At 61.7% G+C, this 25,376-nt stretch carries 19 protein-coding genes and 1 pseudogene; 13 read left to right on the top strand and 7 right to left on the bottom strand.

Annotated features, from left to right (window positions below; genetic code table 11):
• Positions 1–64: 64 nt before the first annotated feature.
• Positions 65–2,419: an efflux RND transporter permease subunit gene (locus tag AC1Q6J_RS10150; protein WP_492279193.1), complete on the top strand. Its 2,355-nt coding sequence runs from the start codon at positions 65–67 to the stop codon at positions 2,417–2,419.
• An 82-nt stretch (positions 2,420–2,501) separates the two neighbouring features.
• Here AC1Q6J_RS10150 and AC1Q6J_RS10145 read toward each other — a convergent pair whose 3' ends face one another.
• Positions 2,502–3,005, bottom strand: coding sequence for a hypothetical protein (locus tag AC1Q6J_RS10145; RefSeq protein WP_492279192.1), 504 nt, complete (start codon positions 3,003–3,005; stop codon positions 2,502–2,504).
• Positions 3,006–3,270: 265 nt separating this feature from the next.
• Between AC1Q6J_RS10145 and AC1Q6J_RS10140 the strand changes: the two are divergent.
• The 4 genes and pseudogenes from AC1Q6J_RS10140 to AC1Q6J_RS10125 all read left to right on the top strand — a co-directional run.
• Positions 3,271–3,552 (top strand): annotated as a pseudogene (locus AC1Q6J_RS10140) (ATP-binding cassette domain-containing protein); the annotation flags it as partial.
• A gap of 167 nt (positions 3,553–3,719) precedes the next feature.
• Positions 3,720–4,805: a malate/lactate/ureidoglycolate dehydrogenase gene (locus tag AC1Q6J_RS10135; protein WP_492279191.1), complete on the top strand. Its 1,086-nt coding sequence runs from the start codon at positions 3,720–3,722 to the stop codon at positions 4,803–4,805.
• A 188-nt stretch (positions 4,806–4,993) separates the two neighbouring features.
• Positions 4,994–5,770, top strand: coding sequence for an HpcH/HpaI aldolase family protein (locus AC1Q6J_RS10130; protein WP_492279190.1), 777 nt, complete (start codon positions 4,994–4,996; stop codon positions 5,768–5,770).
• Positions 5,771–5,998: 228 nt separating this feature from the next.
• Positions 5,999–7,702 (top strand): IlvD/Edd family dehydratase, encoded by a 1,704-nt coding sequence (locus AC1Q6J_RS10125; RefSeq protein WP_492279189.1) that lies wholly within the window; start codon positions 5,999–6,001, stop codon positions 7,700–7,702.
• Between the two features lie 289 nt (positions 7,703–7,991).
• On the opposite strand, the gene AC1Q6J_RS10120 is transcribed toward AC1Q6J_RS10125, so the two are convergent.
• The 3 genes from AC1Q6J_RS10120 to AC1Q6J_RS10110 form a co-directional block, all read right to left on the bottom strand.
• Entirely contained in the window at positions 7,992–8,738 is a 747-nt protein-coding gene (locus tag AC1Q6J_RS10120; protein ID WP_492279188.1) for an SDR family NAD(P)-dependent oxidoreductase, read from the bottom strand.
• A gap of 150 nt (positions 8,739–8,888) precedes the next feature.
• Positions 8,889–9,623: an SDR family oxidoreductase gene (locus AC1Q6J_RS10115; protein WP_492279187.1), complete on the bottom strand. Its 735-nt coding sequence runs from the start codon at positions 9,621–9,623 to the stop codon at positions 8,889–8,891.
• Between the two features lie 205 nt (positions 9,624–9,828).
• Positions 9,829–11,652, bottom strand: a complete 1,824-nt coding sequence (locus AC1Q6J_RS10110) for an IlvD/Edd family dehydratase (protein WP_492279186.1) — start codon at positions 11,650–11,652, stop codon at positions 9,829–9,831.
• A 259-nt stretch (positions 11,653–11,911) separates the two neighbouring features.
• Between AC1Q6J_RS10110 and AC1Q6J_RS10105 the strand changes: the two genes are divergently transcribed.
• From AC1Q6J_RS10105 to eda, 7 genes are all read left to right on the top strand, one after another.
• Positions 11,912–12,979 carry an ABC transporter ATP-binding protein gene (locus tag AC1Q6J_RS10105; RefSeq protein WP_492279185.1) on the top strand — a complete coding sequence of 356 codons (1,068 nt, stop codon included), beginning with the start codon at positions 11,912–11,914 and terminating at the stop codon, positions 12,977–12,979.
• 77 nt (positions 12,980–13,056) lie between these two features.
• The gene (locus AC1Q6J_RS10100) at positions 13,057–14,382 is read left to right on the top strand and encodes an ABC transporter substrate-binding protein (protein WP_492279184.1); all 1,326 of its coding nucleotides are present in this window, start codon (positions 13,057–13,059) and stop codon (positions 14,380–14,382) included.
• A gap of 119 nt (positions 14,383–14,501) precedes the next feature.
• Positions 14,502–15,458, top strand: coding sequence for a carbohydrate ABC transporter permease (locus AC1Q6J_RS10095; RefSeq protein WP_492279183.1), 957 nt, complete (start codon positions 14,502–14,504; stop codon positions 15,456–15,458).
• Between the two features lie 87 nt (positions 15,459–15,545).
• On the top strand, positions 15,546–16,460 hold the full coding sequence (locus AC1Q6J_RS10090) for a carbohydrate ABC transporter permease (protein WP_492279182.1): 915 nt from the start codon (positions 15,546–15,548) through the stop codon (positions 16,458–16,460).
• A gap of 120 nt (positions 16,461–16,580) precedes the next feature.
• The gene (gene denD, locus AC1Q6J_RS10085; RefSeq protein WP_492279181.1) at positions 16,581–17,564 is read left to right on the top strand and encodes a D-erythronate dehydrogenase; all 984 of its coding nucleotides are present in this window, start codon (positions 16,581–16,583) and stop codon (positions 17,562–17,564) included.
• An 18-nt stretch (positions 17,565–17,582) separates the two neighbouring features.
• A complete protein-coding gene (locus AC1Q6J_RS10080) occupies positions 17,583–18,509 on the top strand; it encodes a sugar kinase (protein WP_492279180.1) in 927 nt (308 codons plus the stop codon).
• Positions 18,506–19,165, top strand: a complete 660-nt coding sequence (eda, locus tag AC1Q6J_RS10075; RefSeq protein ID WP_492279179.1) for a bifunctional 4-hydroxy-2-oxoglutarate aldolase/2-dehydro-3-deoxy-phosphogluconate aldolase — start codon at positions 18,506–18,508, stop codon at positions 19,163–19,165. Before AC1Q6J_RS10080 ends, eda begins: the two co-directional genes overlap by 4 nt.
• A gap of 210 nt (positions 19,166–19,375) precedes the next feature.
• Here the strand turns inward: eda and AC1Q6J_RS10070 are convergent, their stop codons facing one another.
• From AC1Q6J_RS10070 to AC1Q6J_RS10060, 3 genes are all read right to left on the bottom strand, one after another.
• Positions 19,376–20,965: a gamma-glutamyltransferase family protein gene (locus tag AC1Q6J_RS10070; RefSeq protein ID WP_492279178.1), complete on the bottom strand. Its 1,590-nt coding sequence runs from the start codon at positions 20,963–20,965 to the stop codon at positions 19,376–19,378.
• 140 nt (positions 20,966–21,105) lie between these two features.
• Positions 21,106–22,392: an oxalate/formate MFS antiporter gene (gene oxlT / locus AC1Q6J_RS10065; protein WP_492279177.1), complete on the bottom strand. Its 1,287-nt coding sequence runs from the start codon at positions 22,390–22,392 to the stop codon at positions 21,106–21,108.
• A gap of 127 nt (positions 22,393–22,519) precedes the next feature.
• The gene (locus AC1Q6J_RS10060) at positions 22,520–23,518 is read right to left on the bottom strand and encodes an NADP-dependent oxidoreductase (RefSeq protein ID WP_492279176.1); all 999 of its coding nucleotides are present in this window, start codon (positions 23,516–23,518) and stop codon (positions 22,520–22,522) included.
• A gap of 241 nt (positions 23,519–23,759) precedes the next feature.
• Between AC1Q6J_RS10060 and AC1Q6J_RS10055 the strand changes: the two genes are divergently transcribed.
• Positions 23,760–25,346, top strand: a complete 1,587-nt coding sequence (locus tag AC1Q6J_RS10055) for a B12-binding domain-containing radical SAM protein (protein WP_492279175.1) — start codon at positions 23,760–23,762, stop codon at positions 25,344–25,346.
• Positions 25,347–25,376 lie beyond the last annotated feature (30 nt).

The raw sequence follows: 25,376 nt of genomic DNA, 5'->3' as shown, positions 1-25,376 counted from the left end.
ACCACCATGCCGGGGAAATCTGCTAGATAAAACGTCGGCTTACCTTCGAATCGGAACCGTCCCGTTGCATCAGATTTCAAAAGAGCCCATTCACAGCGATTCCGGAAAAAAACAATTCAGCATCGCGTTCGGTCTGGAACGGATCGGATTGATCGCGCTGCGTGCGCCGCGCACGGCGGCGGTCATCCTGCTCGCGTTGTGCGTGGTCGCGGTGTTCGGCATCCAGCGCATCAAGATCGACGACTCGCTGAGCCAGTTGTTCCGGTCCGACACGCCTGAATACAAGCAATATGAAGAGGTGACCAAGCGCTTCCCGTCCAGCGAATACGATGTGCTGGTGGTGGTCGAAGGTAAGTCGCTGCTGGAGCGCTCGTCGCTCGAAAAATTGCGCGATCTGGTCACGGACCTGCAACTCGTGGACGGCACGCGCGGCATTATCTCGCTGTTTTCCGCCCGTCAGCCGCCCGAGGGTGGACGGCTGCCCGCGGCACTGTTTCCGCAAACGCTGCCGGAAGGCGCCGCATACGATGCCTTTATCAAGCGTGTAAAGGAAAACGAGGTCATCAAGGGCAAGCTGCTGTCGGAAGATGGCACGCTGGCGCTGATCGTGCTGGCGCTGGACCCGGCGATCGTCGGTAACAAGGGCCTCAACGCCACCATCGGCGAAGTCCGCAAGATCATGAATGAGGATCTTGAGGGCACCGGCCTCAACAGCCAGTTGTCCGGCGTGCCGGTGATGCAGCTTGAAATCCGTAATGCGGTCGAGCGCGACGGCCTGACTTACAACATCGCGGGCATTCTCGCCGGCTGCATCATCGCGATCATTTTCTTCCGCCGCATCTCGTTCATGATCGTCGCGGCGTTTCCGCCGCTGCTCGCGATCCTGCTGTCGATCGGCACGCTGGGCTGGCTCGGTTTCAGCCTCAATATGTTTCTGAACGTGATGACGCCGCTCATCATGGTCATCAGCTTCGCCGACTCGATGCAGCTCACCTTCGCAGCCAGAGATCGTCTGATTGCGGGCGAGGACAAGTTCACGGCCTTCCGTAACGCCGTGCTGGTGGTCGGGCCGGCCTGTGTGCTGACTCACGGCACGGCCGCGCTGTCGTTTCTTGCCTTGCAGTTTTCCGATTCCGACCTGATCCGCACCTTCGGCGAGGCCGGATTGATGGCGACCGTCATCGCACTGCTCGCGGTGTTGTCGCTGGTGCCGGTGTTCGGCGTCCTGCTGGTTCGGAAAGAGAATTTGCTCGCGACCAAGATCAAGGGCGCGGACCGGGGCGTGGAGGCGCTGCGCGCGTTCTGCGCATTTATCGCCAAGCGGATGGTCGGCCGCCCCGGTCTTTTCAGTCTGATCGCGCTGCTCGTGGTCGTCGGTCTCGGCGTTATTTATGCGAGCCTTGAGCCGCGCTATCGCTTGGCCGACCAGGTGCCTGACAAGCAGCAGGCGGTCGAGGCCTCAAGCCGTCTCGACGCGAAGCTGACCGGCGCCAATCCGATCGATGTGCTGATCGAATTCCCGAAGGGCAAGTCGCTCTACGACAAGGAAACGCTCGATACCATCGCAGCCGTCCACTCGATCATCGAGAAGCAGGCGGGTGTCGGCAACGTCTGGTCGATCGAGACACTGCGGCGCTGGCTGGCGGAGAAGGCCGGCCGCTCTGACGTGGCGATCCTGAAAGAATACGTCGACCTGCTGCCGGCCTATCTGGTCAGGCGCTTCATTTCCGAGCAGCAGGATGCGGTCGTGGTGTCGGGGCGCGTGCCCGACCTCGACTCAAGCCAGATCCTGCCGACGGTCGAGAAGCTCGACGCCGCGATGGGAACGGTCCGCAGCGCTCATCCCGGTTACAATATCGCCGTGACCGGCCTGTCCGCCATCGCCGCGCGCAACAGCGCCAGCATGATCGGCAAGCTCAACCACGGTCTGACCATCGAGTTCATTCTGGTCGCGGCCTTTATCGGTCTGGCGTTCCGCTCGGTGGTGGTGATGTTCGCGAGCATCCTGCCCGGCATCTTCCCGGTCGTGCTGTCGGGCACTGTGTTGTGGTTCCTGGGCGAGGGGCTGCAATTCGCCAGTGTGGTCGCGCTGACGGTGTCCTTCGGACTGGGATTGAGTGCGACGATTCACTTCCTCAACCGCTTGCGGCTGGAACAAAAGCCAGGCGTCGACGAGGCGCAGGCGGTCGAGCGCGCCACGGTTCTGGTCGGCCCGGCCTTGATCCTGACCACCGTGGTGCTGGCCTGCGGTCTGGTGGTGACGGTGTTTTCCGATCTGCCGTCGCTGCGGCTGTTTGGATGGCTCAGCGCCTTCGCCATGATCGCGGCATTGATCGCCGATCTCTTCATTTTGCGGCCGACGGCAATGTGGCTCATCAGCACGTCTCACCGCATCAAGGCGGCGTGGGGCAGCAAGTAGATCCCCGGACCGATCCGGATTCCAGACAGAAAAAGCCCGCCGGTGATCGGCGGGCCGTTTCTCTATTTCGAACGCGTGGCGCTTAATTGCTCTTCGCCAGGCTGATGTTCACAGCCCGCAACTCGCCCTTCGAGCTGATGGCGACCGACTGCCGGTTGCCGCGGGTCGTGACATTGAAGGTCGCCGCATAGCCGTTGGTCTGGACCAGTGCGGTGACCTGGCCGTTCGCGATGCTGCCCTCGACAGTGCCGTTGACGCCGCGGCTGGCTTCGCTCCAGGAGCCGGTGATATTGCCGCCGCGCGCCGCGATGTCGCTGGTCAGTTCGAATTTGTAGCTGTCGCTGGCGCAGCGGAGGACCTGATGCAGGTTGTTGCCGCTGCCATCGACGGAGTAGGAGCCTCGGCAGCGGATGCGTTCCGTGCCGCCCTCGGCGATGGTGATGGTGCCGTTGCCCGACCAGTTGCCTGCATAATTGGCAAATGGCGCGGAATCGGCATGCGCAAGCGCCGGGGCCATCAGGAAGGCTGCCGCCAGGGCAGCACCGCGGCAATTGCGAAAAACAAAACGCGAAGCGGGGAAAGACATCTCTCAACACCATCGTTAGCGGGCGATAAGTATTTGTCGCTCATACCACGCTTTGGTTCACTGGAAAATGTGGCGCGATGCACCAAAACGGGAAAATCGCCGTGGTGGGCTCCGTGTAAGTCTTGTGACACTGGCTCGTTCGGCCGATTGAGGCGCTTTTCGGTCATTTCGCGCGTTGCAGCGCAATGATCGGATGTTTGACAGGATTTATCGCCGCGGCGGTAGACAATCTCGTTTTTCGGACTTCTAATCCTCTTCAAGGCCGGCGCGCGGACTGATGGCGAAGCCGCGTCTGTTGCTGCTGGATGAGCCCTCGCTCGGCCTTGCGCCGGTGATCGTGCAGGCGGTATTCCGGATCATCGCCGAAATCCGCCGCGATACGACGGTTTTACTTGTCGAGCAGAATGCGCGAATGGGATTGTCCGTTGCCGATCATGGCTACGTGCTGGAAACGGGCCGCCTCGCTCTGGGCGGCAAACCCGACGAACTGTGGAGCAACGAAGCAATCAGAGCCGCTTACCTAGGCGGCCATAGCAAGGCAGTCTAGTGATCCGGTTCTGACATTCGTAAGATATCATTCGCGGGCACCTTTACGAATGTCAGAACCAAAGGATCACTAGAATTATAAATTTGCTAGTGCCCTTTTGTATCCGACGTTTGCTCGGGGGCGCTGCGAAGTCAGGCAAACGTCGGATACAGGGCACTAGATAAATCATGGTTACAATCAACTCCCAGAAACTCATCGGCTTCGTCGCCGACATCTTTTCGCGCGCGGGCTCCTCGAAGGCCGAGGCCGAGCGCATCGCCACCTATCTCACCACGGCAAATCTCACCGGCCATGACAGCCACGGCGTCATCCGCGTGCCGCAATATGTGAAGTGGGCGAAAGAGGGCGCCATCGTCCCCGATCAGACCATCAAGCTGGTGGTCGACACGCCGTCTATCGCAGTGGTCGATGGCGGCTTCGGCTATGGACAGACAGTGACGCCGCAGGCTGTGAGAGTCGGCATCGGCAAGTGCAAGGCCGTTGGTTTAGCGGCAATGACGCTGAAGAATTCCGGTCATCTCGGCCGTGTCGGCGACTGGGCGGAAATGGCGGCGGCGGAAGGTCTGGTCTCGATCTTTTTCGTCAACGCGGCGGGCTCCGTGCTGGTGGCGCCATATGGCGGCGTCGCGCGCAAACTTTCAACCGCGCCGTATTGCGTCGGCATTCCGCGCCCCGGGCAGGGGCCGGTGGTGCTGGATTTCGCAACCTCGATTGTGGCCGAAGGCAAGGTGATGGTGGCGAGCCGGGGCGGCAAGAAATTGCCGAAGGGTGCGCTGGTCGATCAGGACGGTTCGCTTAGCGAAGATCCACATGTGCTGTATGGGCCGTATGATACCGACGGCCCGCGCATTCACGCGCAGGGCAAGGGCGCGATCCGCGCTTTCGGCGAACACAAGGGTTCGGGCCTCGCGCTGATGTGCGAACTGTTAGGGGGCGCGCTGACCGGCAACGGCGCGACCAAGACCGACCGGCGCTTTTCCAACGGGATGCTGGCAATCTTCATCGATCCGAAGGTTGTCGATCCGGCGCATTTCTTCGACGGCGAAGTCGCGCGCTATATCGCCTATTTCAAGGACAGCAAGCTGGCGCAGGGCCACGACGCGGTTCTGATTCCGGGCGAGCCGGAAGCGGCGACGCGCGCGGAGCGGACCAGAAACGGTGTGCCGCTGACGGAAGAGACCTGGAATTCCATCACGGCAACCGCGCGATCGGTCGGGATCGATGACGCGGCGGTGAAAGCGGCGGAGGGGTAGTGGTCTTGAAAACGGATACATGCTCGCTTGCTTCTTCACCTCTCCCGTGGGGAGAGGGGGCGATCTCGATTGCCTCGGCATCCCATCAGATGCTTAATGTAAACAGGTAGACCGCAAGAGGGCAGCTCATGCATGACCCGCGCCCAAACCAAGCAGCAATAATCAAAACAGAAACGGGAAACGATCGAATGGCAAACAAGGTCAAGGAAATCTGGGCTGCGGGCAAGGTGGTGGTCAACGGCTGGCTCGCCATCCCCTCGGGCTTTTCCGCCGAGGTGATGGCGCAATGCGGATTCGACAGCGTCACCGTCGATATGCAGCACGGCGTGCAGGATTATCAGTCGATGATCCAGTGCTTCCAGGCGATGCAGGCGCATCCGGTCACGCCGATGGTGCGTGTGCCGTGGAATGAGCCCGGCATCATCGGCAAGGTTCTCGATGGCGGCGCCTACGGCGTGATCTGCCCGATGATTAATACCAGGGAAGAGGCCGAACGGTTCGTCGCCGCCGCGAAATATCCGCCGCGCGGCACCCGCAGCAACGGGCCGATCCGCGCCATGATGTACGGTTCCGCCGGCACCTATCAACAGACCGCGAATGAAGAGACGCTCTGCATCCCGATGATCGAGACCAAAACCGCGGTCGAGAACCTCGACTCGATCCTCGATGTGAAAGGCATTGCCGGCGTCTATATCGGGCCGTCCGATCTCGGCTTCTCCTATGGTCTGCATCCGACTCTCGACCGCACCGAGCCGGAGATGATCGCGATCTACGAGAAGGTCGTGAAGGCCTGCGAAAAGCGCGGGATCTTCCCCGGCATCCATTGCAGCGGTCACGCCGGCGCGACGCTGGCGATCCAGCGCGGCTTCAAGCTGGTGACGATCATGAACGACAGCGGCCTGCTCGCGATGTCCGCCAAGAGCCATATCGCGGAGACGCGAAAGAACTCCGGCGGCAAGGCGTGAGGCGCCGGAGCTAGCTGCGTTTCTTCACCTCTCCCCGCATGCGGGGAGAGGTCGCGAGTGAAGCGAGCGGGTGAGGGGCCGCTCTGCACGATCAGCAATTGCTCCTCACCCGGAGACATCGCTACGCTTTGCGCCTTGGGTACTCGGCGCGACGATGTAAAGCTGACTTTGCCACGCTGTTGAAATGCTTCTAATGTACCGCCGCAAATCAATGCTGCGGGAAGCAAGATGACCAAGGGTCTCAAGAAGGGGCTGACCAGTTACGGCGATCCGGGATTTTCGCTGTTCCTGCGCAAGGCCTTCATCAAGGCGATGGGCTATTCCGACGACGCGCTGGAGCGCCCCATTGTCGGCATCACCAACACCTACAGCGATTACAATCCCTGCCACGGCAATGTCCCGCAATTGATCGAGGCGGTGAAGCGCGGAGTGATGCTGGCGGGCGCGATGCCGATGGTGTTTCCGACCATCTCGATCGCCGAGAGTTTTTCGTATCCGACCTCGATGTACCTGCGCAACCTGATGGCGATGGACACCGAGGAGATGATCCGCGCGCAGCCGATGGATGCCATCGTCGTCATTGGTGGTTGCGACAAGACGCTGCCGGCGCAGATCATGGCAGCGGTGAGCGCCGATTTGCCGACCGTCGTCATTCCGGTGGGGCCAATGGTCGTCGGTCATCACAAGGGCGAGGTGCTGGGCGCATGCACGGATTGCCGCCGGATGTGGGGAAAATTCCGCGCGGGCGAAATCGACCAGGCCGAGATCGAGGCCGTCAACGGACGCCTCGCGCCTTCTGTAGGGACGTGTATGGTGATGGGCACCGCCAGCACCATGGCGTGTATCACGGAAGCCTTAGGCCTGTCGCTGCCGATGAGCGCGACGATTCCTGCGCCGCATTCCGAGCGCATACGTTCGGCTGAACTGAGCGGCAGGCGCGCCGCTGAAATGGCAGTGACCGGAGGGCCGCGCCCGAGTGAACTGCTTACGCCGGCTGCTTTCAGAAACGCACAGGTGGTGTTGCAGGCCATTGGCGGCTCCACAAACGGTCTGATTCATCTGACAGCGATCGCCAACCGCACGCCGCATCGCATCGATCTCGCGGCGTTCGATCAGCTCGGGCGCGAGGTGCCAGTGCTGATCGATCTCAAGCCGTCCGGCGCGCATTACATGGAGCACTTTCATCATGCGGGCGGCGTGCCAAAGCTGATGAAGCAACTCGGCGACCTGATCGATCTTGATGCGAAGACCGTCGCAGGCGGTACGCTGCGCGATGTCGTTGCCAATGCGGAGGAAGTGCCGGGACAGGATGCGATCCGTCCGCGCGACAATCCGATCAACCGCGAAGGCGCGATGGCGGTGCTGCACGGCAATCTGGCGCCGCGCGGCGCGGTCATCAAGCAGTCGGCGGCGACGTCGAACCTGCTTCAGCACACCGGGCGTGCGGTGGTGTTCGAGTCGGTCGAGGACATGACGCTCCGCGTCGACGATCCGAACCTGGATGTGAAGGCCGATGACATTCTGGTGCTGCGCAATGCCGGGCCGAAGGGCGCGCCGGGTATGCCGGAGGCCGGCTATCTGCCGATCCCGCAGAAGATCCTGCGCACCGGCGTCAAGGACATGGTGCGGATTTCGGATGCCCGCATGAGCGGTACGGCCTTCGGCACCATCGTGCTGCACATCACGCCGGAGTCGGCTGTGGGCGGCCCGCTGGCGCTGGTGCAGACCGGCGACATGATCCGGCTCGATGTCGCGAAGCGGCGCATTGATCTTCTGGTTGACGAGGTGGAATTGACGCTGCGCCAGCGCGCGCTGCCGAAGCTGTCAACGCCGGACTGGGCGGCGCGCGGCTATGCCCACCTGTTTCATGAGACGATCACGCAGGCCGACGAGGGCTGCGATTTCGATTTCATGCGGCGGGACGGGAAGTAGGGGATTATCTCTCCGTGTCGTCCCGGCGAAGGCCGGGACCCATACTCCCCAGGTTGTCGATGTTGTCGCGATAGCGAGACAACGCTTTCCTTCGCAAATCACAACATCCGGCGGTTATGGGTCCCCGCCTGCGCGGGGACGACATCGCGGCTGGATCGCCCGGGATCGATGTTTCTCGTCATGGCCGGGCTTGTCCCGGCCATCCACGCCTTAAAACGCGTCAAAGAAAAGAAGACGTGGATGCCCGCGACAAGCGCGGGCATGACGTTGAGAGTTCAAGGTTGAACGCTCAATACGTCGCGCGGCCGCCGGAGATATCGAACACGGCGCCGGTGGTGTAGAGACATTCCTCGGACGCCATCCACGCCACGAGGGATGCAAGTTCTTCCACTTTCAGGAAGCGTCCGCGCGGAATCTTCGACAGCATGAAGTCGATGTGCTGCTGCGTCATCTGGTCGAAGATCGCGGTCTTGGCGGCGGCGGGGGTCACCGCGTTGACTGCGATGTCCGTGCCCGCCAGTTCCTTGCCGAGCGATTTGGTCAGCGCGATCACGCCGGCTTTTGACGCGGAATAGTGCGAGGCATTCGGATTGCCCTCCTTGCCGGCGATGGAGGCGATATTCACGATCCGCCCGTAGTTCTGCTTCATCATCACGGGAACGATAGCATGGCAGCAGATGAAGGGCCCATCGAGGTTGATCTTCATGACCTGACGCCATTCGTCGTAGGACAGGTCGGCGACGGTCTTGTTGACGCCGGCGATGCCCGCGTTGTTCACCAGAATGTCGATGCGGCCGAACGCCTTCAGCGTTGCGTCGCGCGCGGCTTCAACCGCGGCAGGATCGGTGACGTCGACCTTGAGCACGGTCACCGCGGCGCCGATCTCTTTTGCGGTCTTCTCCGCCAGCGCCTGGTCGAAGTCCCAGATCGCGACCTTGGCGCCGGAAGCGGCGAAGCGTTCGGTGATGGCGCGGCCGAAACCCTGCGCGCCGCCGGTGACGACGGCGAACCGTCCGCTCAGATCGATCTTGTTCAAGGCATTTCTCCCGATTTCTGTTTCGTCATCCTTCGAGGCTCGCGCCAGGTGCGCTCGCACCTCAGGATGACGGGTGCTGTATGTATCTCTCTTTCCGTCACCCTGAGGTGCCGACGCGAAGCGGCGGCCTCGAAGGGCGACGGCAAACCGTTAGAGCGTCCAGCCGCCGTCGATGATGTGGGCGACGCCGGTGGTGAAGGCGCTTTCGTCGCTGGCGAGATAGAGCGCGAGCGAGGCGATTTCGTCGGCGGTGCCGAGCCGTCCCATCGGCTGGCGGCTGACGAACATTTCGCGCCCGCCCGCGCCGAGCGCGGCGGCCCGGCCGAGCATCGATGGCGTCTCGATGGTGCCGGGACAAATGCTGTTGCAGCGGATGCCCCTGGTGATGAAATCGGCCGCGACGGCGCGGGTCAGCGCCGCGACGGCAGCCTTTGTGGCGCTGTAGACGTAGCGGTTGGGCGCGGCCTTGAACACGCCGGCAGCCGAGGCGATGTTGACGATCGACCCGCCGCCGCCTTCGAGCATCAGGGGCAGGAAAGCGCGGATCGTCCGGTGCATCGACTTGACGTTGAGGTCGAACGAAAAGTCCCAGTCGGCGTCGGAACAATCCAGCGCGGTGCCGTTGTGAACGAAGCCGGCGGCATTGAGCAGGATGTCGACCTTGCCGACCTTTCTGGCCATGGCTTCGACCGCCGCCGTATCGCGCACATCGAGTTTGTGCGTTTCCGCCACGCCGTCCCTGGCGAGCGCGGCCAGTCCCTTGTCGTCGATGTCGGTGGCGATCACGGTCGCGCCTTCGCGCGCGAAGGCGAGGGCGCAGGCGCGGCCGATGCCCGCCGCGCCCGCCGTCACGAACGCGCGTTTGCCCTTCAGTCGATCAGCCATGGGATGTTTCCTGTCGTCGATTGTTTTCGTTGACCCCCACCCCGGCGCTTCGCACCGACCCTCCCCGCAAGGGGGAGGGAGAAGGGAGCGTAAAGCGCGAACGGCAAGTACCAATCCCTCCCCTGAATGGGGAGGTTGGCTGGCTGCAAGCCAGCCGGGTGGGGTGATCTTCGATGCCTTTGTTCATTTCGAGCGGAGCATGGCCTCAGTGATTATCCCGCGCGACACCGAAAGTGCCGGCGATATTGCGATAGCGGGTTGCGAGTTCGAGACACGCGCCGGTGGCCTGCTGGCCGACCGTGTTGCGGTAAAGCTCCTGCCACGGCGTCTGGTTTTTCGGATAAGGGAAGCCGCCCCCGGCCATCAGGTCTGAATGGCGCTGCTTCACTTCGGCATCCGAGATCAGGATGTTCGCTTCGCCCTTGTTAAGGTCGATGCGCACGCGGTCGCCAGTCCTGAGGATCGCAAGCCCGCCGTTGGCGGCCGCTTCCGGTGAGGCATTGAGGATCGATGGCGAGCCCGAAGTGCCGGATTGCCGTCCGTCGCCGATACAGGGTAGGGACGTGATGCCCCTCTTGATGAGGGCAGCAGGCGGCTGCATGTTCACGACTTCGGCACCGCCGGGATAGCCGATTGGTCCGGTGCCGCGCACGAACAGCATGCAGTTCTCGTCGATGTTCAGGGACGCATCATCGATGCGATGGTGATAGTCCTCCGGTCCCTCGAACACGATGGCGCGGCCTTCGAAGGCTTCGGGGTCTTTCGGGTTGGACAGATAGCGGTCACGGAATTCCTTCGAGATCACGCTGGTCTTCATGATCGCCGAATCGAACAGGTTGCCGCGCAGAACGAGGAAGCCGGCGTCCTTCACCAGCGGCCTGTCGTAGGTGCGGATCACGTCGCTGTCCGGCGCGGGCGCGGCCTTGCAGTTCTCGCCCATGGTCTTGCCGTTGACGGTGAGCGCGTCCTCGTGGATGCGCTTGTGTTTCATCAGTTCGCGCACAACGGAGGGAACGCCGCCAGCGCGGTGATATTCCTCGCCGAGGTAAAAGCCCGCGGGCTGCATGTTGACGAGCAGTGGCACGTCATGACCGATCGTCTGCCAGTCCTCGATGGAGAGATCGACGCCGATGTGACGGGCCAGCGCGTTGATGTGAATCGGAGCATTGGTGGAGCCGCCGATCGCCGAGTTGACCACGATGCAGTTCTCAAACGCCTTCCGGGTCAGGAAGTCGGAGGGCTTGAGATCCTCCCACACCATTTCGACGGCGCGCTTGCCGGTCTCGTAGGCGATCTGGCCGCGCTCGCGGTAGGGCGCCGGAATCGCGGCGCAGCCGGGCAGCGAGAACCCGAGCGCCTCGGCGAGAGAATTCATGGTCGAGGCGGTGCCCATGGTGTTGCAGTGTCCGACGGACGGCGCCGAAGACGCCACGATCTCCATGAACTCGTCATAATCGATCTTGCCGGCCGCCATTTCCTCGCGCGATTTCCAGACCACGGTGCCGGAGCCGGTCCGCTCGCCATTGAACCAGCCGTTCAGCATTGGCCCGCCCGAGAGTACGATGGCGGGAATGTTGACTGTCGCCGCCGCCATCATGCAGGCGGGCGTTGTCTTGTCGCATCCGGTGGTCAGCACCACGCCGTCGAGCGGATAGCCGAACAGGACTTCGACCAGGCCGAGATAGGCAAGGTTACGGTCCAGCGCCGCGGTTGGCCGCTTGCCCGTTTCCTGAATGGGGTGGGTCGGAAATTCCATCGCGATGCCGCCGGCCTCACGGATGCCCTCGCGCACGCGCTGCGCGAGCTCGATATGATGGCGGTTGCAGGGCGACAGATCGTTGCCGGTCTGGGCGATGCCGATGATCGGCTTGCAGGATTGCAGTTCGTGCCGCGTCAGCCCGTAATTCAGATACCGCTCGAGATAGAGGGCCGTCATTCCCGGATTATCGGGATTGTCGAACCAGAGCTGGGACCGCAGTTTGCGCTTTCCGCCGTTTTTTGTTGCGGCGTTATCGTCATTTCTTTTCACAAGATTTCTCCCGCACTGCACACATCGATGTGTCGGCGCCGGTAATGTTTGCATGTCGACGCGGCATCTGCAACGCTCGCGGCTCAAACATCCGATCTTTGGGACAAAGCCGAAAATCTCTGCTAAGACCTCCGTCCAATAGCAAGAACGGGTAAACCGCAGAGAATACGTTCGGCAAACTTCCGGGCATCGAAGTTCAGAAAAACAGAGCAGCGACGGCTTCCGCCGGACGACGCCGGGACGACAGGGAGAAGAGTTTATGGCGTCTGTACATATTCACGACGTGCGAAAATCGTTTGGCGGATTTGAAGTCCTGCACGGCGTGACGGTTCCGATCGAGGATGGACAGTTTGTCGTTCTGGTCGGCCCTTCAGGCTGCGGCAAATCGACCTTGCTGCGGATGCTGGCGGGTCTGGAAAACATCACCTCGGGAACGATCTCGATCGGCGACCGCGTGGTCAATGACGTGCAACCGAAGGAACGGGACATCGCCATGGTGTTCCAGAACTACGCGCTCTATCCGCATATGACAGTCGCCAGGAACATGGGCTTCTCGCTCAAGCTGCGTGACGCTCCGCAGAATGAGATCGACAAGCTTGTGCATCGTGCCGCCGACATTCTCGCGTTGACGCCGCTGCTTGACCGCTACCCGCGTCAGTTGTCCGGAGGTCAGCGCCAGCGCGTCGCCATGGGCCGGGCCATTGTGCGCGATCCCCAGGTATTTTTGTTCGACGAGCCGCTGTCCAATCTGGACGCCAAGCTGCGCGTCGCAATGCGCACCGAGATCAAGGAACTGCATCAGCGGCTCAAGACGACCACGGTTTACGTCACCCACGACCAGATCGAGGCGATGACCATGGCCGACAAGATCGTTGTCATGCACGACGGCATCGTCGAACAGATGGGATCGCCGCTCGAACTCTACGATCATCCGGATAACAAGTTTGTCGCGGGATTCATCGGCTCGCCGGCGATGAATTTCCTCGACGGCAAGCTGGTCGGCAGCAATACCCCGCATGTCGAGACGGCGAACGGCGCGAAACTGCCGCTGGCGGCGTCGCGCACCGGCCTCGACGGCAAGCCGGTGACTTACGGCATTCGTCCCGAGCATCTCGAATTCGCCGACGATGGAATCGAAGCCGACGTCATCGTGGTCGAGCCGACGGGATCGGAAACCCAGATCGTCGCGCGCATCGGCCAGCAGGATCTGATCGCCGTTATTCGCGATCGCCGTCCGGTGAAGCCGGGTGACAAGGTCAGGCTGCGGCCGAACCCGGCCGCGGCGCATGTCTTCGACAGGGAGACCGGAAAGCGTCTTATCAACTAGCAAGCGCGTTGCATTAAAATCATAGCCAATAGCCGGCCGGGACAACCAAGAGTCGGTACAACAGGGAGAAGCTGACTATGACTACCTTCACACCAGATCGCCGTTCGCTTCTGAAAGGCGGCGCGTCCGTGCTCGCGGGCGCCGCGACCGTGTCCGCCGATCAGTTGCTTGGTTTCGCCAAGGCCTGGGCGCAGACCACCCAGTGGAAACCGGAAAAGGGCGCCAAGATCAACCTGCTGCGCTGGAAGCGGTTCGTGGAGGCCGAAGACGTCGCCTTCATGAACATCATTGCAGCCTTTACCAAGGCCACTGGTGTTGAAGTCAATGTTTCCAATGAATCCTACGACGATCTTCAGCCCAAGGCTTCGGTCGCGGCCAACACCGGGCAGGGCCTCGACATGGTGTGGGGCCTGTATTCGCTGCCGCATCTTTTGCCGACGAAGTGCGTCGACGTCACGGATGTCGCCGATTATCTCGGCAAGAAGTATGGCGGCTGGGCCGAGTCCGCGAATGCCTATGGCAAGGACAAGAACGGCAAGTGGATCGGCATCCCGGTCGCCTGCACCGGCGCGCTGATGAACTACCGCATCAGTTCGATGGAAAAAGCCGGATTCAAGGAGTTCCCGAAGGATACGGCGGGCTTCCTCGAACTGTGCAAGGCGCTGAGCAAGAACGGAACCCCGGCGGGCATGGCGCTCGGCCACGCCTCGGGCGACGGCAACACCTGGCTGCACTGGGCGCTCTGGACCCACGGCGGATATCTCGTCGACAAGAATGACAAGGTCATCATCAATTCGCCGGAAACCGCGAAAGCGCTTGAGTACGTCAAGGAGCTTTACGGGACGTTCATCCCCGGCACCGCGTCGTGGAACGACTCGTCGAACAACAAGGCATTCCTCGCCGGTCAGTTGCACGTCACCTGTAACGGAATTTCGGTCTACGTGACCGCCAAGCGCGAGAACAAGGCAATCGCCGAAGACATGAACCATGCCTATATGCCGATCGGGCCGGCCGGCAAGCCGACCGAACTGCATCTGCCTTTCACGATGCTGACCTTCAACTTCACGAAGTTCCCGCAGGCGTGCAAGGCGCTGACCGCGTTCATGATGGAGGCCGATCAGTTCAATCCATGGCTGACCTCGGCATCGGGTTATCTGTCACCGTTCCTCAACAGCTACGACAACAACCCGGTCTGGACGTCCGATCCGAAGAATACCGTGTATCGCGACGTCGCCAAGCGCACGTTGACGCCCGGCGGCCTCGGCTCGCTTGGCGAAAACGCGGCATCGGCGATCGCCGACTTTGTCGTCGTCGACATGTTCGCGAATTATTGCACCGGACGCGAGGATTTGAAGGGTTCGATCGCCTTCGCCGAACGTCAGGCCAAGCGGCTTTACCGCTGATAAATTGACATCGCCGGCGCGGAACGTTCGCGCCGGCGCTTTATCGATCAACCATCCGCGTATTCTCTCCGCAAGACTGGTTTCCACTTTTGCGGAATGCGCGACAAGGGTTCGGAACCATGACCACGATTCCAGCAGCCGTCTCCACCAAGCCGTATGTCAGTTCGCTGTCGGCCTGGCAGCGCATCGTGACGAATCGCAACTGGATCGCGCTCTGGTTCATGCTGCCCGCGGCGGGCTTCCTGATCCTGTTTCTGGCTTATCCACTCGGCCTCGGCGTGTGGATGAGTTTCACCGACGTGCGCATCGGCCGCCCGGGACAGTTCATCGGTGTCGAGAATTATCAATGGCTGTGGGAAGACGGCGTCTTCTGGCTGTCGGTGTTCAACACGCTTGTTTACACGATCGTCGCCAGCGCCATCAAATTCGCGCTCGGACTTTATCTCGCGCTGCTGCTCAACCGCAGCATGCCGTTCAAGGCGCTGATCCGCGCCGCGGTCTTGATCCCGTTCATCGTGCCGACCGTTTTGTCGGCGATTGCGTTCTGGTGGATCTACGACTCGCAATTCTCGATCATCTCGTGGTCGCTGACCAAGATGGGATTGATCCATCAGAACATCAATTTCCTGGGTGACTCCACCTGGGCGCGTGTGAGCGTCATCATCGCCAACATCTGGCGCGGCGTGCCGTTCGTCGCCATTACATTGCTCGCGGGTTTGCAGACGGTGTCGCCGTCTCTCTATGAAGCCGCGACGCTCGACGGCGCGACCAACTGGCAGCGATTCCGCTACATCACCTATCCGCTGCTGACGCCGATCATCGCGGTGGTCATGACGTTCTCGGTGCTGTTCACCTTCACCGATTTCCAGCTGATCTGGGCGCTGACGCGCGGCGGCCCGGTCAACGCCACGCATCTGATGGCGACGCTGAGCTATCAGCGCGGCATTCTGAGCGGCCGGTTGGGCGAGGGCGCGGCGATTGCAACCGCCATGATTCCGTTCCTGCTCGCGGCCATCACCATCTCGTGGTTCGGCATGCAGCGGCGTAAATGGCAGCAGGGGTCCGACAATGACTGATCTTGTCGCGCCGCTAAAGGCTTTGGTTTTGCGCGAACGGAGCACGCCTCACGCACGCATGGCGCAAATGGCAGCAAGGATCTGACAATGACCGATCACGCAGCACATCCGCCAGCCGCAGCGGCAACGCAGTCGCCGACCGACAACAGCGAGGGCATGAGCTATCTCGAGACGCTGCCCCGTAAGATCGTGACGCTCTACGTTCCGCTGTTCATCATGGTCGTCATCCTGCTGTTTCCGTTTTACTGGATGGCGCTGACATCGATCAAACCCGATGAACAGCTGATCGATATGGAGACTTTCAACCCGTTCTGGGTTGTGAAGCCGACCCTGAAGCACATCGAGAAGCTGCTGTTCGAGACACAGTATCCGCGCTGGCTGTGGAACACGATGTATGTCGCGGCCGCGGCAACATTCATCTCGATCGTCGCCAGCGTTCTGGCGGCCTACGCCATTGTTCGCCTCCGGTTCAAGGGCGCCAATGTCGTCAGCGCGTCGATCTTTCTGGCCTATCTGATCCCGCCGTCGATCCTGTTCATTCCGCTGGCCTCGGTGATCCATTCCTACGGACTGTTCGACTCGCCGCTGTCGCTGATCCTGGTCTATCCGACGCTGCTGATCCCGTTCTCGACCTGGCTGCTGATGGGATACTTCAAGACCATTCCCTATGAGCTCGAGGAATGCGCTCTGATCGATGGCGCCAGCCGTTGGCAGATTTTGACCAAGATCGTGCTGCCGCTCGCGGTGCCGGGCCTGATCTCGGCTTTCATCTTCTCGTTCACGCTGTGCTGGAACGAGTTCATCTACGCGCTGACGTTTCTGTCCTCGACGCAGAACAAGACGGTCCCCGTCGCCATCGTGAATGAGTTCGTCGACGGCGATATCTACAAATGGGGATCGCTGATGGCGGGCGCGCTTGTCGGTTCGCTGCCGCTGGTCATTCTCTACGCGTTCTTCGTGGAACACTACGTGTCCGCGATGACCGGCGCGGTCAAGGAATAGCCGCTTATCTTGAGATCGCCATGCCCGCGCTTGTCGCGGGCATCCGCGTCTTGAGAAGAGCAATGATAAGGACGTGGATGGCCGGGACGAGCCCGGCCATGACGAAAGTGGAGATGGACTTTGCATATTCTGGTTCTCGGCGCGGCCGGCATGGTCGGGCGCAAACTTGTCGATCGGCTGTTGCGCGACGGCAGGCTTGGCAAATCCGACATCACGCGCATGACCTTGCAGGATGTCGTCGCTCCGGCAAAGCCGAACACCTCCATTCCCGTCGAGACAGTGACCTGCAACATCGCGGATCAGGCCGCGGTGGCGAAACTGGTGGCGGCAAAGCCGGATGTGATCTTTCACCTTGCTGCCATCGTCTCGGGCGAGGCCGAGGCCGATTTCGACAAGGGCTATCGCATCAATCTCGACGGTACGCGCTATCTGATCGATGCTATCCGCGCCATCGGCGGCGGCTACAAGCCGCGCGTGGTGTTCACGTCGTCGATCGCGGTATTCGGCGCCCCGTTCCCGGATAAAATCGGTGACGAGTTCTTCACGACTCCGCTGACGAGCTACGGCACCCAGAAGGCGATCGGCGAGCTTCTGGTTTCCGATTACTCCCGTAAGGGCCTGCTCGACGGCGTCAGCATCCGTCTGCCGACCATTTGCGTGCGGCCCGGATTGCCGAACAAGGCGGCGTCGGGCTTCTTCTCCAACATCATCCGCGAACCGCTGGCCGGCAAGGAAGCGGTTCTTCCTGTCTCCGAAGACGTGCGCCACTGGCACGCGTCGCCACGTTCGGCGGTCGGCTTCCTGCTGCACGCGGGGACCATGGACACCGGCACCATCGGCCCGCGCCGGGCACTCAGCATGCCGGGGCTCTCGGTGACGGTTGGCGAGCAGATCGCCGCGCTGACGCGCGTGGCAGGATCAAGCGTGACCGCGCGGATCAAGCGCGAGCCCGATCCGACCATCGTCGGCATCGTGGCCGGCTGGCCGCGCGATTTCGTCACCGACCGCGCGCTCAAGCTCGGTTTCACCACGGCCGAAAAGACCTTCGATGACATCATCCGCATTCACATCGAAGACGAACTCGACGGTTCATTTGTGTCCTGACAGAACGCCGGTGCAGCGATGACGACAGTCGCCTGCATTGGCGAGTGCATGATCGAACTTTCGCAGGGCGCCGGTCATCAGCTGACGCGTGGTTACGGCGGCGATACGCTGAACACGGCGGTGTATCTGGCGCGTCTTGGTGTGAGCGTGGACTACGTGACCGCGCTCGGCACTGATCCGTTCAGCGACGAGATGGCCGAAGCCTGGAAGGGCGAGGGCGTTGGCACAGCGCATGTCGCGCGCGTGGAAGGCAAGCTGCCGGGCCTCTATGTTATCCGGACCAGCGAGACCGGGGAGCGATCGTTTTACTACTGGCGCGAGAACGCCGCGGCGCGGATGCTGCTCGATTTGCCGCAGACCGATGCAATCCTGGCGGCGCTGGCGGGCTATGAGCTGATCTATCTCTCAGGTGTCACGCTGTCGCTCTATAGCCCCGATGGCCGCCAGCGGCTGATCGATGCGCTCAGGAAAGCGCGCGGGGGCTCGGCCCGCGTCGCATTCGATACCAATTTCCGTGTGCAGGGCTGGCCGGTGCTGGATACCGCACGTCAGGTCTATCGCGACATCCTTGCTGTCGCGGATATCGTTCTGGCATCCGTCGACGATCTCACGCCGTTGTTCGGAGCGCGCATGCATGGCGAACTGATCGATCGCATGGCCGCGCGCGAGGTGGTTCTGAAACTTGCAACGCCGGGCAGTGTTGTCAGGCATGATGGCGTGGAGCGCACCGTGAAGGCGGAACCGGTCGGCAGGGTGGTGGACACCACGGCGGCGGGTGACAGTTTCGCGGCGGCCTACCTCGCGGCGCGGCTGAACGGAGCAACGCCGGTTGAGGCGGCGCGGGCCGGGCATCGTCTGGCGGGCGTGGTGATCGGCCATCGTGGCGCGATCATTCCCCGCGCCGCGATGTCATCCGGGACAGTCAACGCGGAGCGATCGTCATGACCGGCATGTCGGGCTTTGAGAGGCAGGCCGCCCTGGAGAAGATCCTGATCCCGGCGCGCATCATTCCGGTGCTGACCATTGAGCGTGTTGAGGATGGCGTGCCGCTGGCGCGCGCGCTGGTGGCGGGCGGTGTGAAGACGCTCGAAATTACATTCCGCACAGAGGCGGCGGCCGATGCCGCCAGGGCGATTATTGCCGAGGTCCCGGAGGCCGTTGTCGGGATTGGCACCGTCCTCAACGCGGACGACCTGTGCCGCGCGCAGGCCCTTGGCGCGCGGTTCGCGGTCAGTCCCGGCGCGACGCCGGAGCTGCTCGACGCCGCGGCGGCGAGCGATCTGCCGTTGCTGCCCGGCGTCGCCACGGCATCCGAGGTGATGCAGGCGCGGGCGAGGGGATTCGATCTGCTGAAATTCTTTCCCGCCGAGCAATCCGGCGGCATTCCGATGCTGCGCGCTCTGGCCGGACCGTTCCCCCATACGCGATTCTGCCCGACCGGCGGCGTCGGCGCCGCCAACGCCGCGACGTGGCTGGCCGAGCCGAATGTGATCGCAGTTGGCGGGTCGTGGCTATGCCCGGCACCCGACGTCAAGGCGGGGAACTGGGAAGTCATCACCGGCCGCTGTATCGACGCAATGAAATCGCTGCGGCGGAGGTAGTCCGTTTTCACCTCTCCCCGTTTACGGGGCTACGGCCACTCTCGATGTCGTCCCCGCGAAAGCGGGGACGACATCATATGTGTGGGGCCTTAATTCGGAAAACCTGAGTCCGGCGAACGGGTTACGATTCAGATCGTGGACCGAGGTTGAATCTCGACATCACGTTTTGCGTGAAGGCGAGAAAAGCCGCTTAAGCGACTCTTCCGACTCTCAAAATCCCATCGCCGCGCCGTCGCTGCGGGGATCGGTGGCGCCCTCGAACACTCCATCAGCGTGACGCACGACAGCGCCCGCATGGCCCATGGTCGAGGTGAAAGCCGGAAGGATCTCGATGTCATGGCCGGCGTCGCGCATCGCCTGCACCACCGCCGGTTCGAAACGGTCTTCCAGCTTCAGCGTCACCGTGGCGTCGCCCCATGTCTTGCCGAGCAGCCAGCGCGGCGCGGTGATCGCAGCCTGCAGGCCCTGACCGTACATGGCGTAGCGGCTGAACACGGCAGACTGGCTCTGCGGCTGACCTTCGCCGCCCATGTTGCCGTAGACCATGCGGCGTCCGTCGTTGAACAGCGCCATCGCCGGGTTGAGGGTGTGGAAGGGTTTGCGGCCGGGGCGCAGCGCGCGGGGGCCGTCGCCGCCAAGCAGGAAGCTCGAGCCGCGGTTCTGCCAGACGATACCGGAATTCTCCAGTACGCAGCCGGAGCCGAATTCGAAGTAGATGCTCTGGATGAAGCTGACGGCAGTGCCATTCTTGTCGATAGCGCCCAGCCAGACGGTATCGCCCGGATTGGCGGGCACCGGCCATGGCAGCGCACGCCTGGAGTTGATGTTGGCGGCCAGCCCGTCGAGGATGCTGGAGGTCAGGTGGTGTTCGGCTTGCTCCGTCATATAGGCCGGATCGCCGACGATGCGGTCACGCACCAGAAACGCCTGCTTGGTGGCTTCCACGATGCCGTGAAGATATTCGAAGGTTTCAGCTTTCTTGACGCCGAGCCGCTCGAAGATCGCGAGGATCATCAGCGAGGCAAGACCCTGCGTTGGTGGTGGGAAATTATAAAGCGTCGCATCCCTGACCGCGACCGACAGCGCCTTGCGGCGCTGTGCCTTCTGTGCCGCGAGATCGGCAAGCGTCACCGGCGAGCCGCACCGTGCTAGATCCGCGGCGATCTCCTTCGCCAGTGCGCCGGTGTAGAAATCCATCGGACCATGCTGGCCGAGCCGCTTCAGTGTCGCGCCGAGCGCGGGCAGCTTCATCAACTGGCCTTCCTTCGGCAGCTTGCCGCCGAACAGGAACGTATCGACAAAGCCCGGCGAGTCCTTCAACTCGGACAGCTTGGTCTCGGTCAGCTCCTGCTGTGTCGCGGTCACGGCAAAGCCGTTCTCGGCGGACCACACGGCGTCTTCGACAAGCCGCGACAGCGGAAGCTTTCCGCCCATCTCGTTGTTGATCGCAATCACCTCGGCCCAGCCGGATAACGTGCCCGCGACAGTATTGGCGGCGAGGGGACCACGCGAGGGAATCGCGGAGAGGCCTTTGCTCTTGTAGAAGTCCACCGTCGCGGCCTGTGCCGCCGCGCCGCAGCCATCGACCGCAATCGGCGGCTTCCCGCCTGCGGAAATCAGCCAGAAGCCATCGCCGCCGATCGAATTCATGTGCGGATAGACCACCGGCAGGCTCGCGGCCATGGCGAGCGTTGCCTCGATGGCGTTGCCGCCTTCGCGCAGCACGCGCAGTCCGGCTTCGCTGGCGAGATGATGGGGCGATGTCACCATGCCACGGAGGGAGCGGGGCGTGTTCAGCATTGATCGAATTCCGTTTGAATGCAGGAGAAGCAACAAGAAGTAGCGACGAACTTGCCCTGTCTATGCGAAAATCCGGCCGCTGACAAAACGCAAAATGCCCGGCTTTCACCGGGCATTTTGGAGTGAATGAACTGCGAATCCTATTCAGCCGGGGCAGCAAGAGCTGTGCCGGGTACTGTGTGTCCGAACCATGCCATTCGCCATGGCTTCAAAACGAACAGGGCGAGCAGGCCGGTCAGCACATCCATGACGATGATCAGGCCGAAGACCGGCATCCAGCTTCCGGTGGATTCCCGGATCATCGCCGCGACGGGACCGCCGAGCACCGAACCGATGCCTTGCGCCATGTAGAGGAAGCCGTAATTCGTGGTGGCGTTCCTGGTGCCGAAGGTATCGGTCAGGGTGGAGGGAAACAGCGAGAAGATCTCACCCCATCCGAAGAACACGACGCCCGACAGCAGCACAAACACCAGTGCGTTGTCGCGAAAGGCGACCATCAGCGCAATGGCGATGCCCTCGAAGATGAAGGCGAGGCCCATCGTATTCTCGCGCCCGATCCGGTCCGACACCCAGCCGAAGAACGGCCGGGTCAGACCGTTGGTGATGCGGTCGATGGTGAGCGCCAGCGGCAATGCCGCCAGACCCCAGACCATCACATTGGCGACGCCGAAATCCTTGGTGAAGTTCGCGAACTGCGAAATCACCATCAGCCCGCCGGTGGACATCATCGTCATCATGATGAACATCAGCCAGAAGATCGGTGTCTTCAGCATTTGCTTTGGTTCGTAATCGACCGCCGAGGTCGCGACCTTGATCGAGGTCGCCGCCGCAGCGGTCTCGCCGGCTTTGGGATTGCGCAAACCGAGCGCGGCCAAAAGGCCAACGGCGCCGAGAATGATGCCGAAGGTGATCAGCGTCGACTGATAGGTCGAACTCTTCAGCATAGCATCGATAGGGAATGTGGTGAGGATCGCGCCGAAGCCATATCCGGCAGCCACCATTCCCGTGGCGAAGCCGCGCCGATCGGGAAACCAGCGCACCATCAGCCCGACGATGCCGATATAAACGATGCCGGTGCCGATGCCGCAAAACAAGCCATAGGTTGCATAAAGCGCGGTCAGCGATGTTGCGTAGGCCGAGAGTACCCAGCCCAGTCCGCTCAGAACAGTGCCCGCGGCGATCAGGAGCTTTGGTCCGAAACGATCGATCAGCCAGCCCTGCGCCGGCGATAGCCACGTTTGCAGGACGATCAGTAGCGAGAAGGTGATCTGGATCGCGGGAAGCGTTGCGCCCGTTGTAGTCTGGAAGGATTTGACGAACAGCGTCCAGACGTATTGCGGGCTGGAGATCGCCATCATCGCGATGACGCCCAGCAGCAGTTGAATCCAGCGCGCGTTGCTTGTCTTTAAATCGGTCGTGAGGCTCATGCCTGTTTTCTCCATCTGATGGAGAAAACACAGCAATGTACGTGCCACCTACTTCATTTGCGTTATGCGTTTATGAGGTGGTGGCACATACATTTTGAACGGAATGAAACTTTAGTTGAAGTGTTCGTTACACCTTCACCATTCGCTTGCCGCGATTTTCGCCGGCGAGAAGTCCGATCAGCGCCTTCGGTGTGTTTTCCAGGCCGTTGATGATGTCTTCCTGCACTTTTATCTTGCCAGCCTTCACCCACGACTGGAGATCGGCCATCGCGGCGTCGCGCTGGTCGTTGAAGTCGGTGAAGATGAAGCCCTGCACGGTCAGGCGCTTGACGACGATCAACCCCGGCACGCCGCGTGGACCATGCGCGGGAGGTGCGCCGTCATAGGCCGAGACGGCGCCGCAGCACGAGATGCGGCCGTGCTGGTTCATCAGTGGCAGGCAGGCCTCGAAAATGTCGCCGCCGACATTGTCGAAGTAAACGTCGATGCCGTTCGGTGCAGCCGCTTTCAGCGCCTTGAACACGGGCTCGGACTTGTAATCCACCGCCGCATCGAAGCCGAGCTCCGAGACCAGCCAGTCGCACTTCTCCTTGCCGCCGGCGATGCCGACGACGCGGCAGCCCTTGATCTTGGCGATCTGGCCGACGAAGGAGCCGACCGATCCTGCGGCAGCGGACACCACGACGGTTTCGCCTGCCTTCGGCTTGCCGACGTTGAGCAGGCCGAAATAGGCCGTGAGACCCGCCACACCATACACACTCAACAGATTCGTGATCGGGTCGATGCGCGGTACTTTGACGAGATGCTTTGCGCGCACCGCGGCGTAGTCCTGCCAGCCGGTATCGCCAAACACCAGATCGCCGGGGGCGAAGCCCGGCGCGTTGGATTTCACCACTTCGGCGATCGCGCCGCCCGCCATCACGGTATTGGCCTCGACGGCTGCGCGGTAGGTCGCGCCCTGCATCCATGCGCGGTTGGCGGCATCGAGCGAGATGTAAAGCACCCGCAGCAAAACCTCGCCGTCCTTCGGCTCGGGAATGGCGGATTCCGCCATCTTGAAATTCTGCGGCAGCAGTTTGCCGGTGGGCTTTTCGACCAGCAGGATCTGGCGATTGGTTTGTGTCATGGGGCACTCCTCCGCAGGGCTTGTGTCTTTTTTGGACGGCGACGATAGCAGCCTTTGATCCAGGATTGGAACCGGACGGAACCAGACCGCCGAGACGGCGTTGTTCCGGGAATGGTCCGCAGCTTGCTTATCCGAATATGGCTGCGCTGAGCGTGGGTCTGCCTCCTCGGAAGCGCCCTAATCTCACCGAAATTATGGCCCGTTCTTAACGCAACTGCACATCTCGAGAGCAGGGGGCCTGATGAGAGACGTGGTAAGTCCTTCCATTCGCCGCATCCTTTGTGTTTTTCCCCGGTATTCCCCCTCATTTGGCACCTTCGAATACGCATATCCCCTGACCGACGGCGTTCAGGCCTTCATGCCCCCGCAGGGGCTGTTGCTGATCGCGGCCTCGCTTCCGGCGGGCTGGGAGGTCCGTTTTATCGACGAGAATATCCGGGCTGCGACCGACACGGACTTCATCTGGGCCGACGCGGTATTCGTCAGCGGCATGCATATTCAGCGGCCGCAGATCAACGATATCTGCCGTCGGGCGCATGAACACGATCTCGCGGTTGCGCTCGGGGGTCCCTCGGTCAGTGCCTGTCCGGAATATTATCCGGACTTCGACTACCTGCACGTCGGCGAACTCGGCGATGCGACCTATGAACTGTTCCGGCGTCTGGGCCGGGATTCCGCGCGGCCTGATCGTCAGATGATCCTGACGACCAAGGAACGGCGCGAGATGTCGGACTTTCCGCTTCCCGCCTATGAGTTGCTGCCGCTCAACAAATATTTCATCGGCAGTATCCAGTTCTCATCGGGCTGCCCCTATCAGTGCGAGTTCTGCGACATCCCGGCGCTGTATGGGCGCAATCCGCGCCTCAAGTCACCGGAGCAGGTGATCGCCGAACTCGACAAGATGCTGGAGTGCGGTCTCGCCGGTGCGGTCTATTTCGTCGACGACAATTTCATCGGCAACCGCAAAGCGGCGCTGGATCTGCTGCCGCATCTGGTCGAATGGCAGAAGCGCAACGGATATTCGATCCAGTTCGCCTGTGAGGCGACGCTGAATATCGCCAAGCGGCCGGAAATCCTGTCGCTGATGCGCGATGCTTACTTCACGACATTGTTCGCCGGCATCGAGACGCCGGACCCGGATGCGCTGAAAGCGATGTCGAAGCAGCACAACATGATGGTGCCGATCCTGGAGGGCGTGCAAACGCTGAACAGTTACGGGCTGGAGGTCGTGTCCGGCATCATTCTCGGTCTCGACACCGACAAGCTCGATGCGGGCGAAGGGATCCTCGAATTCATTGACCAGTCCCAGATTCCGCTGCTGACCATCAATCTGTTGCAGGCCTTGCCACGCACGCCGTTGTATGACCGGCTGAAGCGCGAGGGCCGTCTGATCGAGGACTCCGACCGCGACTCCAACGTCGATTTCTTCCTGCCTTACGATCACGTCGTCTCGACATGGCGCGAATGCATGGGCCGGGCCTACACGCCGGAAAAGCTTTTCGCGCGGTTCGAGCATCAGGTGCGCGAGACCTATCCGAACAGATTTCAGCCGCCCAACAGCAAGCAGCGGCTGTCATGGCGCAATATCAAGCGCGGCATGACGATGCTTTCGAACATCATCTGGCATGTCGGATTGAAGAGCGACTATCGCCGCGAGTTCTGGAAGTTCGCATGGCCGCGCCTCAAAACAGGCGATATCGAGCGCGTTATCAGCGTTGGTCTGGTCGCGCACCATCTGATAGTGTTCGCCCGGGACGCTTCAAGCGGGCAGCAGAATGCTTCGTATTATTCGACGAGATTGCGGGACATGCCTGTCGCCGCTGAGTGATGCGGACATGGCGGTTGCAACGCCCGCCAT

This window comes from Afipia sp. MLSD5-FHT05B12, assembly GCF_058793355.1.
The sequence above is the reverse complement of the archived record's forward strand: the minus strand, read 5'-3'. Positions and strand labels throughout refer to the sequence as shown.

Bases quoted from the DNA above. Each gene is read 5' to 3' on its own strand.
- AC1Q6J_RS10060 (WP_492279176.1), bottom strand. From the start codon at position 23,518: ATGACACAAACCAATCGCCAGATCCTGCTGGTCGAAAAGCCCACCGGC.
- AC1Q6J_RS10055 (WP_492279175.1), top strand. From the start codon at position 23,760: ATGAGAGACGTGGTAAGTCCTTCCATTCGCCGCATCCTTTGTGTTTTT.
- AC1Q6J_RS10130 (WP_492279190.1), top strand. From the start codon at position 4,994: ATGGCAAACAAGGTCAAGGAAATCTGGGCTGCGGGCAAGGTGGTGGTC.
- AC1Q6J_RS10100 (WP_492279184.1), top strand. From the start codon at position 13,057: ATGACTACCTTCACACCAGATCGCCGTTCGCTTCTGAAAGGCGGCGCG.
- AC1Q6J_RS10145 (WP_492279192.1), bottom strand. From the start codon at position 3,005: ATGTCTTTCCCCGCTTCGCGTTTTGTTTTTCGCAATTGCCGCGGTGCT.
- AC1Q6J_RS10080 (WP_492279180.1), top strand. From the start codon at position 17,583: ATGACGACAGTCGCCTGCATTGGCGAGTGCATGATCGAACTTTCGCAG.
- AC1Q6J_RS10070 (WP_492279178.1), bottom strand. From the start codon at position 20,965: ATGCTGAACACGCCCCGCTCCCTCCGTGGCATGGTGACATCGCCCCAT.
- AC1Q6J_RS10095 (WP_492279183.1), top strand. From the start codon at position 14,502: ATGACCACGATTCCAGCAGCCGTCTCCACCAAGCCGTATGTCAGTTCG.
- AC1Q6J_RS10115 (WP_492279187.1), bottom strand. From the start codon at position 9,623: ATGGCTGATCGACTGAAGGGCAAACGCGCGTTCGTGACGGCGGGCGCG.
- AC1Q6J_RS10125 (WP_492279189.1), top strand. From the start codon at position 5,999: ATGACCAAGGGTCTCAAGAAGGGGCTGACCAGTTACGGCGATCCGGGA.
- AC1Q6J_RS10105 (WP_492279185.1), top strand. From the start codon at position 11,912: ATGGCGTCTGTACATATTCACGACGTGCGAAAATCGTTTGGCGGATTT.
- eda (WP_492279179.1), top strand. From the start codon at position 18,506: ATGACCGGCATGTCGGGCTTTGAGAGGCAGGCCGCCCTGGAGAAGATC.
- oxlT (WP_492279177.1), bottom strand. From the start codon at position 22,392: ATGAGCCTCACGACCGATTTAAAGACAAGCAACGCGCGCTGGATTCAA.
- AC1Q6J_RS10135 (WP_492279191.1), top strand. From the start codon at position 3,720: ATGGTTACAATCAACTCCCAGAAACTCATCGGCTTCGTCGCCGACATC.
- AC1Q6J_RS10090 (WP_492279182.1), top strand. From the start codon at position 15,546: ATGACCGATCACGCAGCACATCCGCCAGCCGCAGCGGCAACGCAGTCG.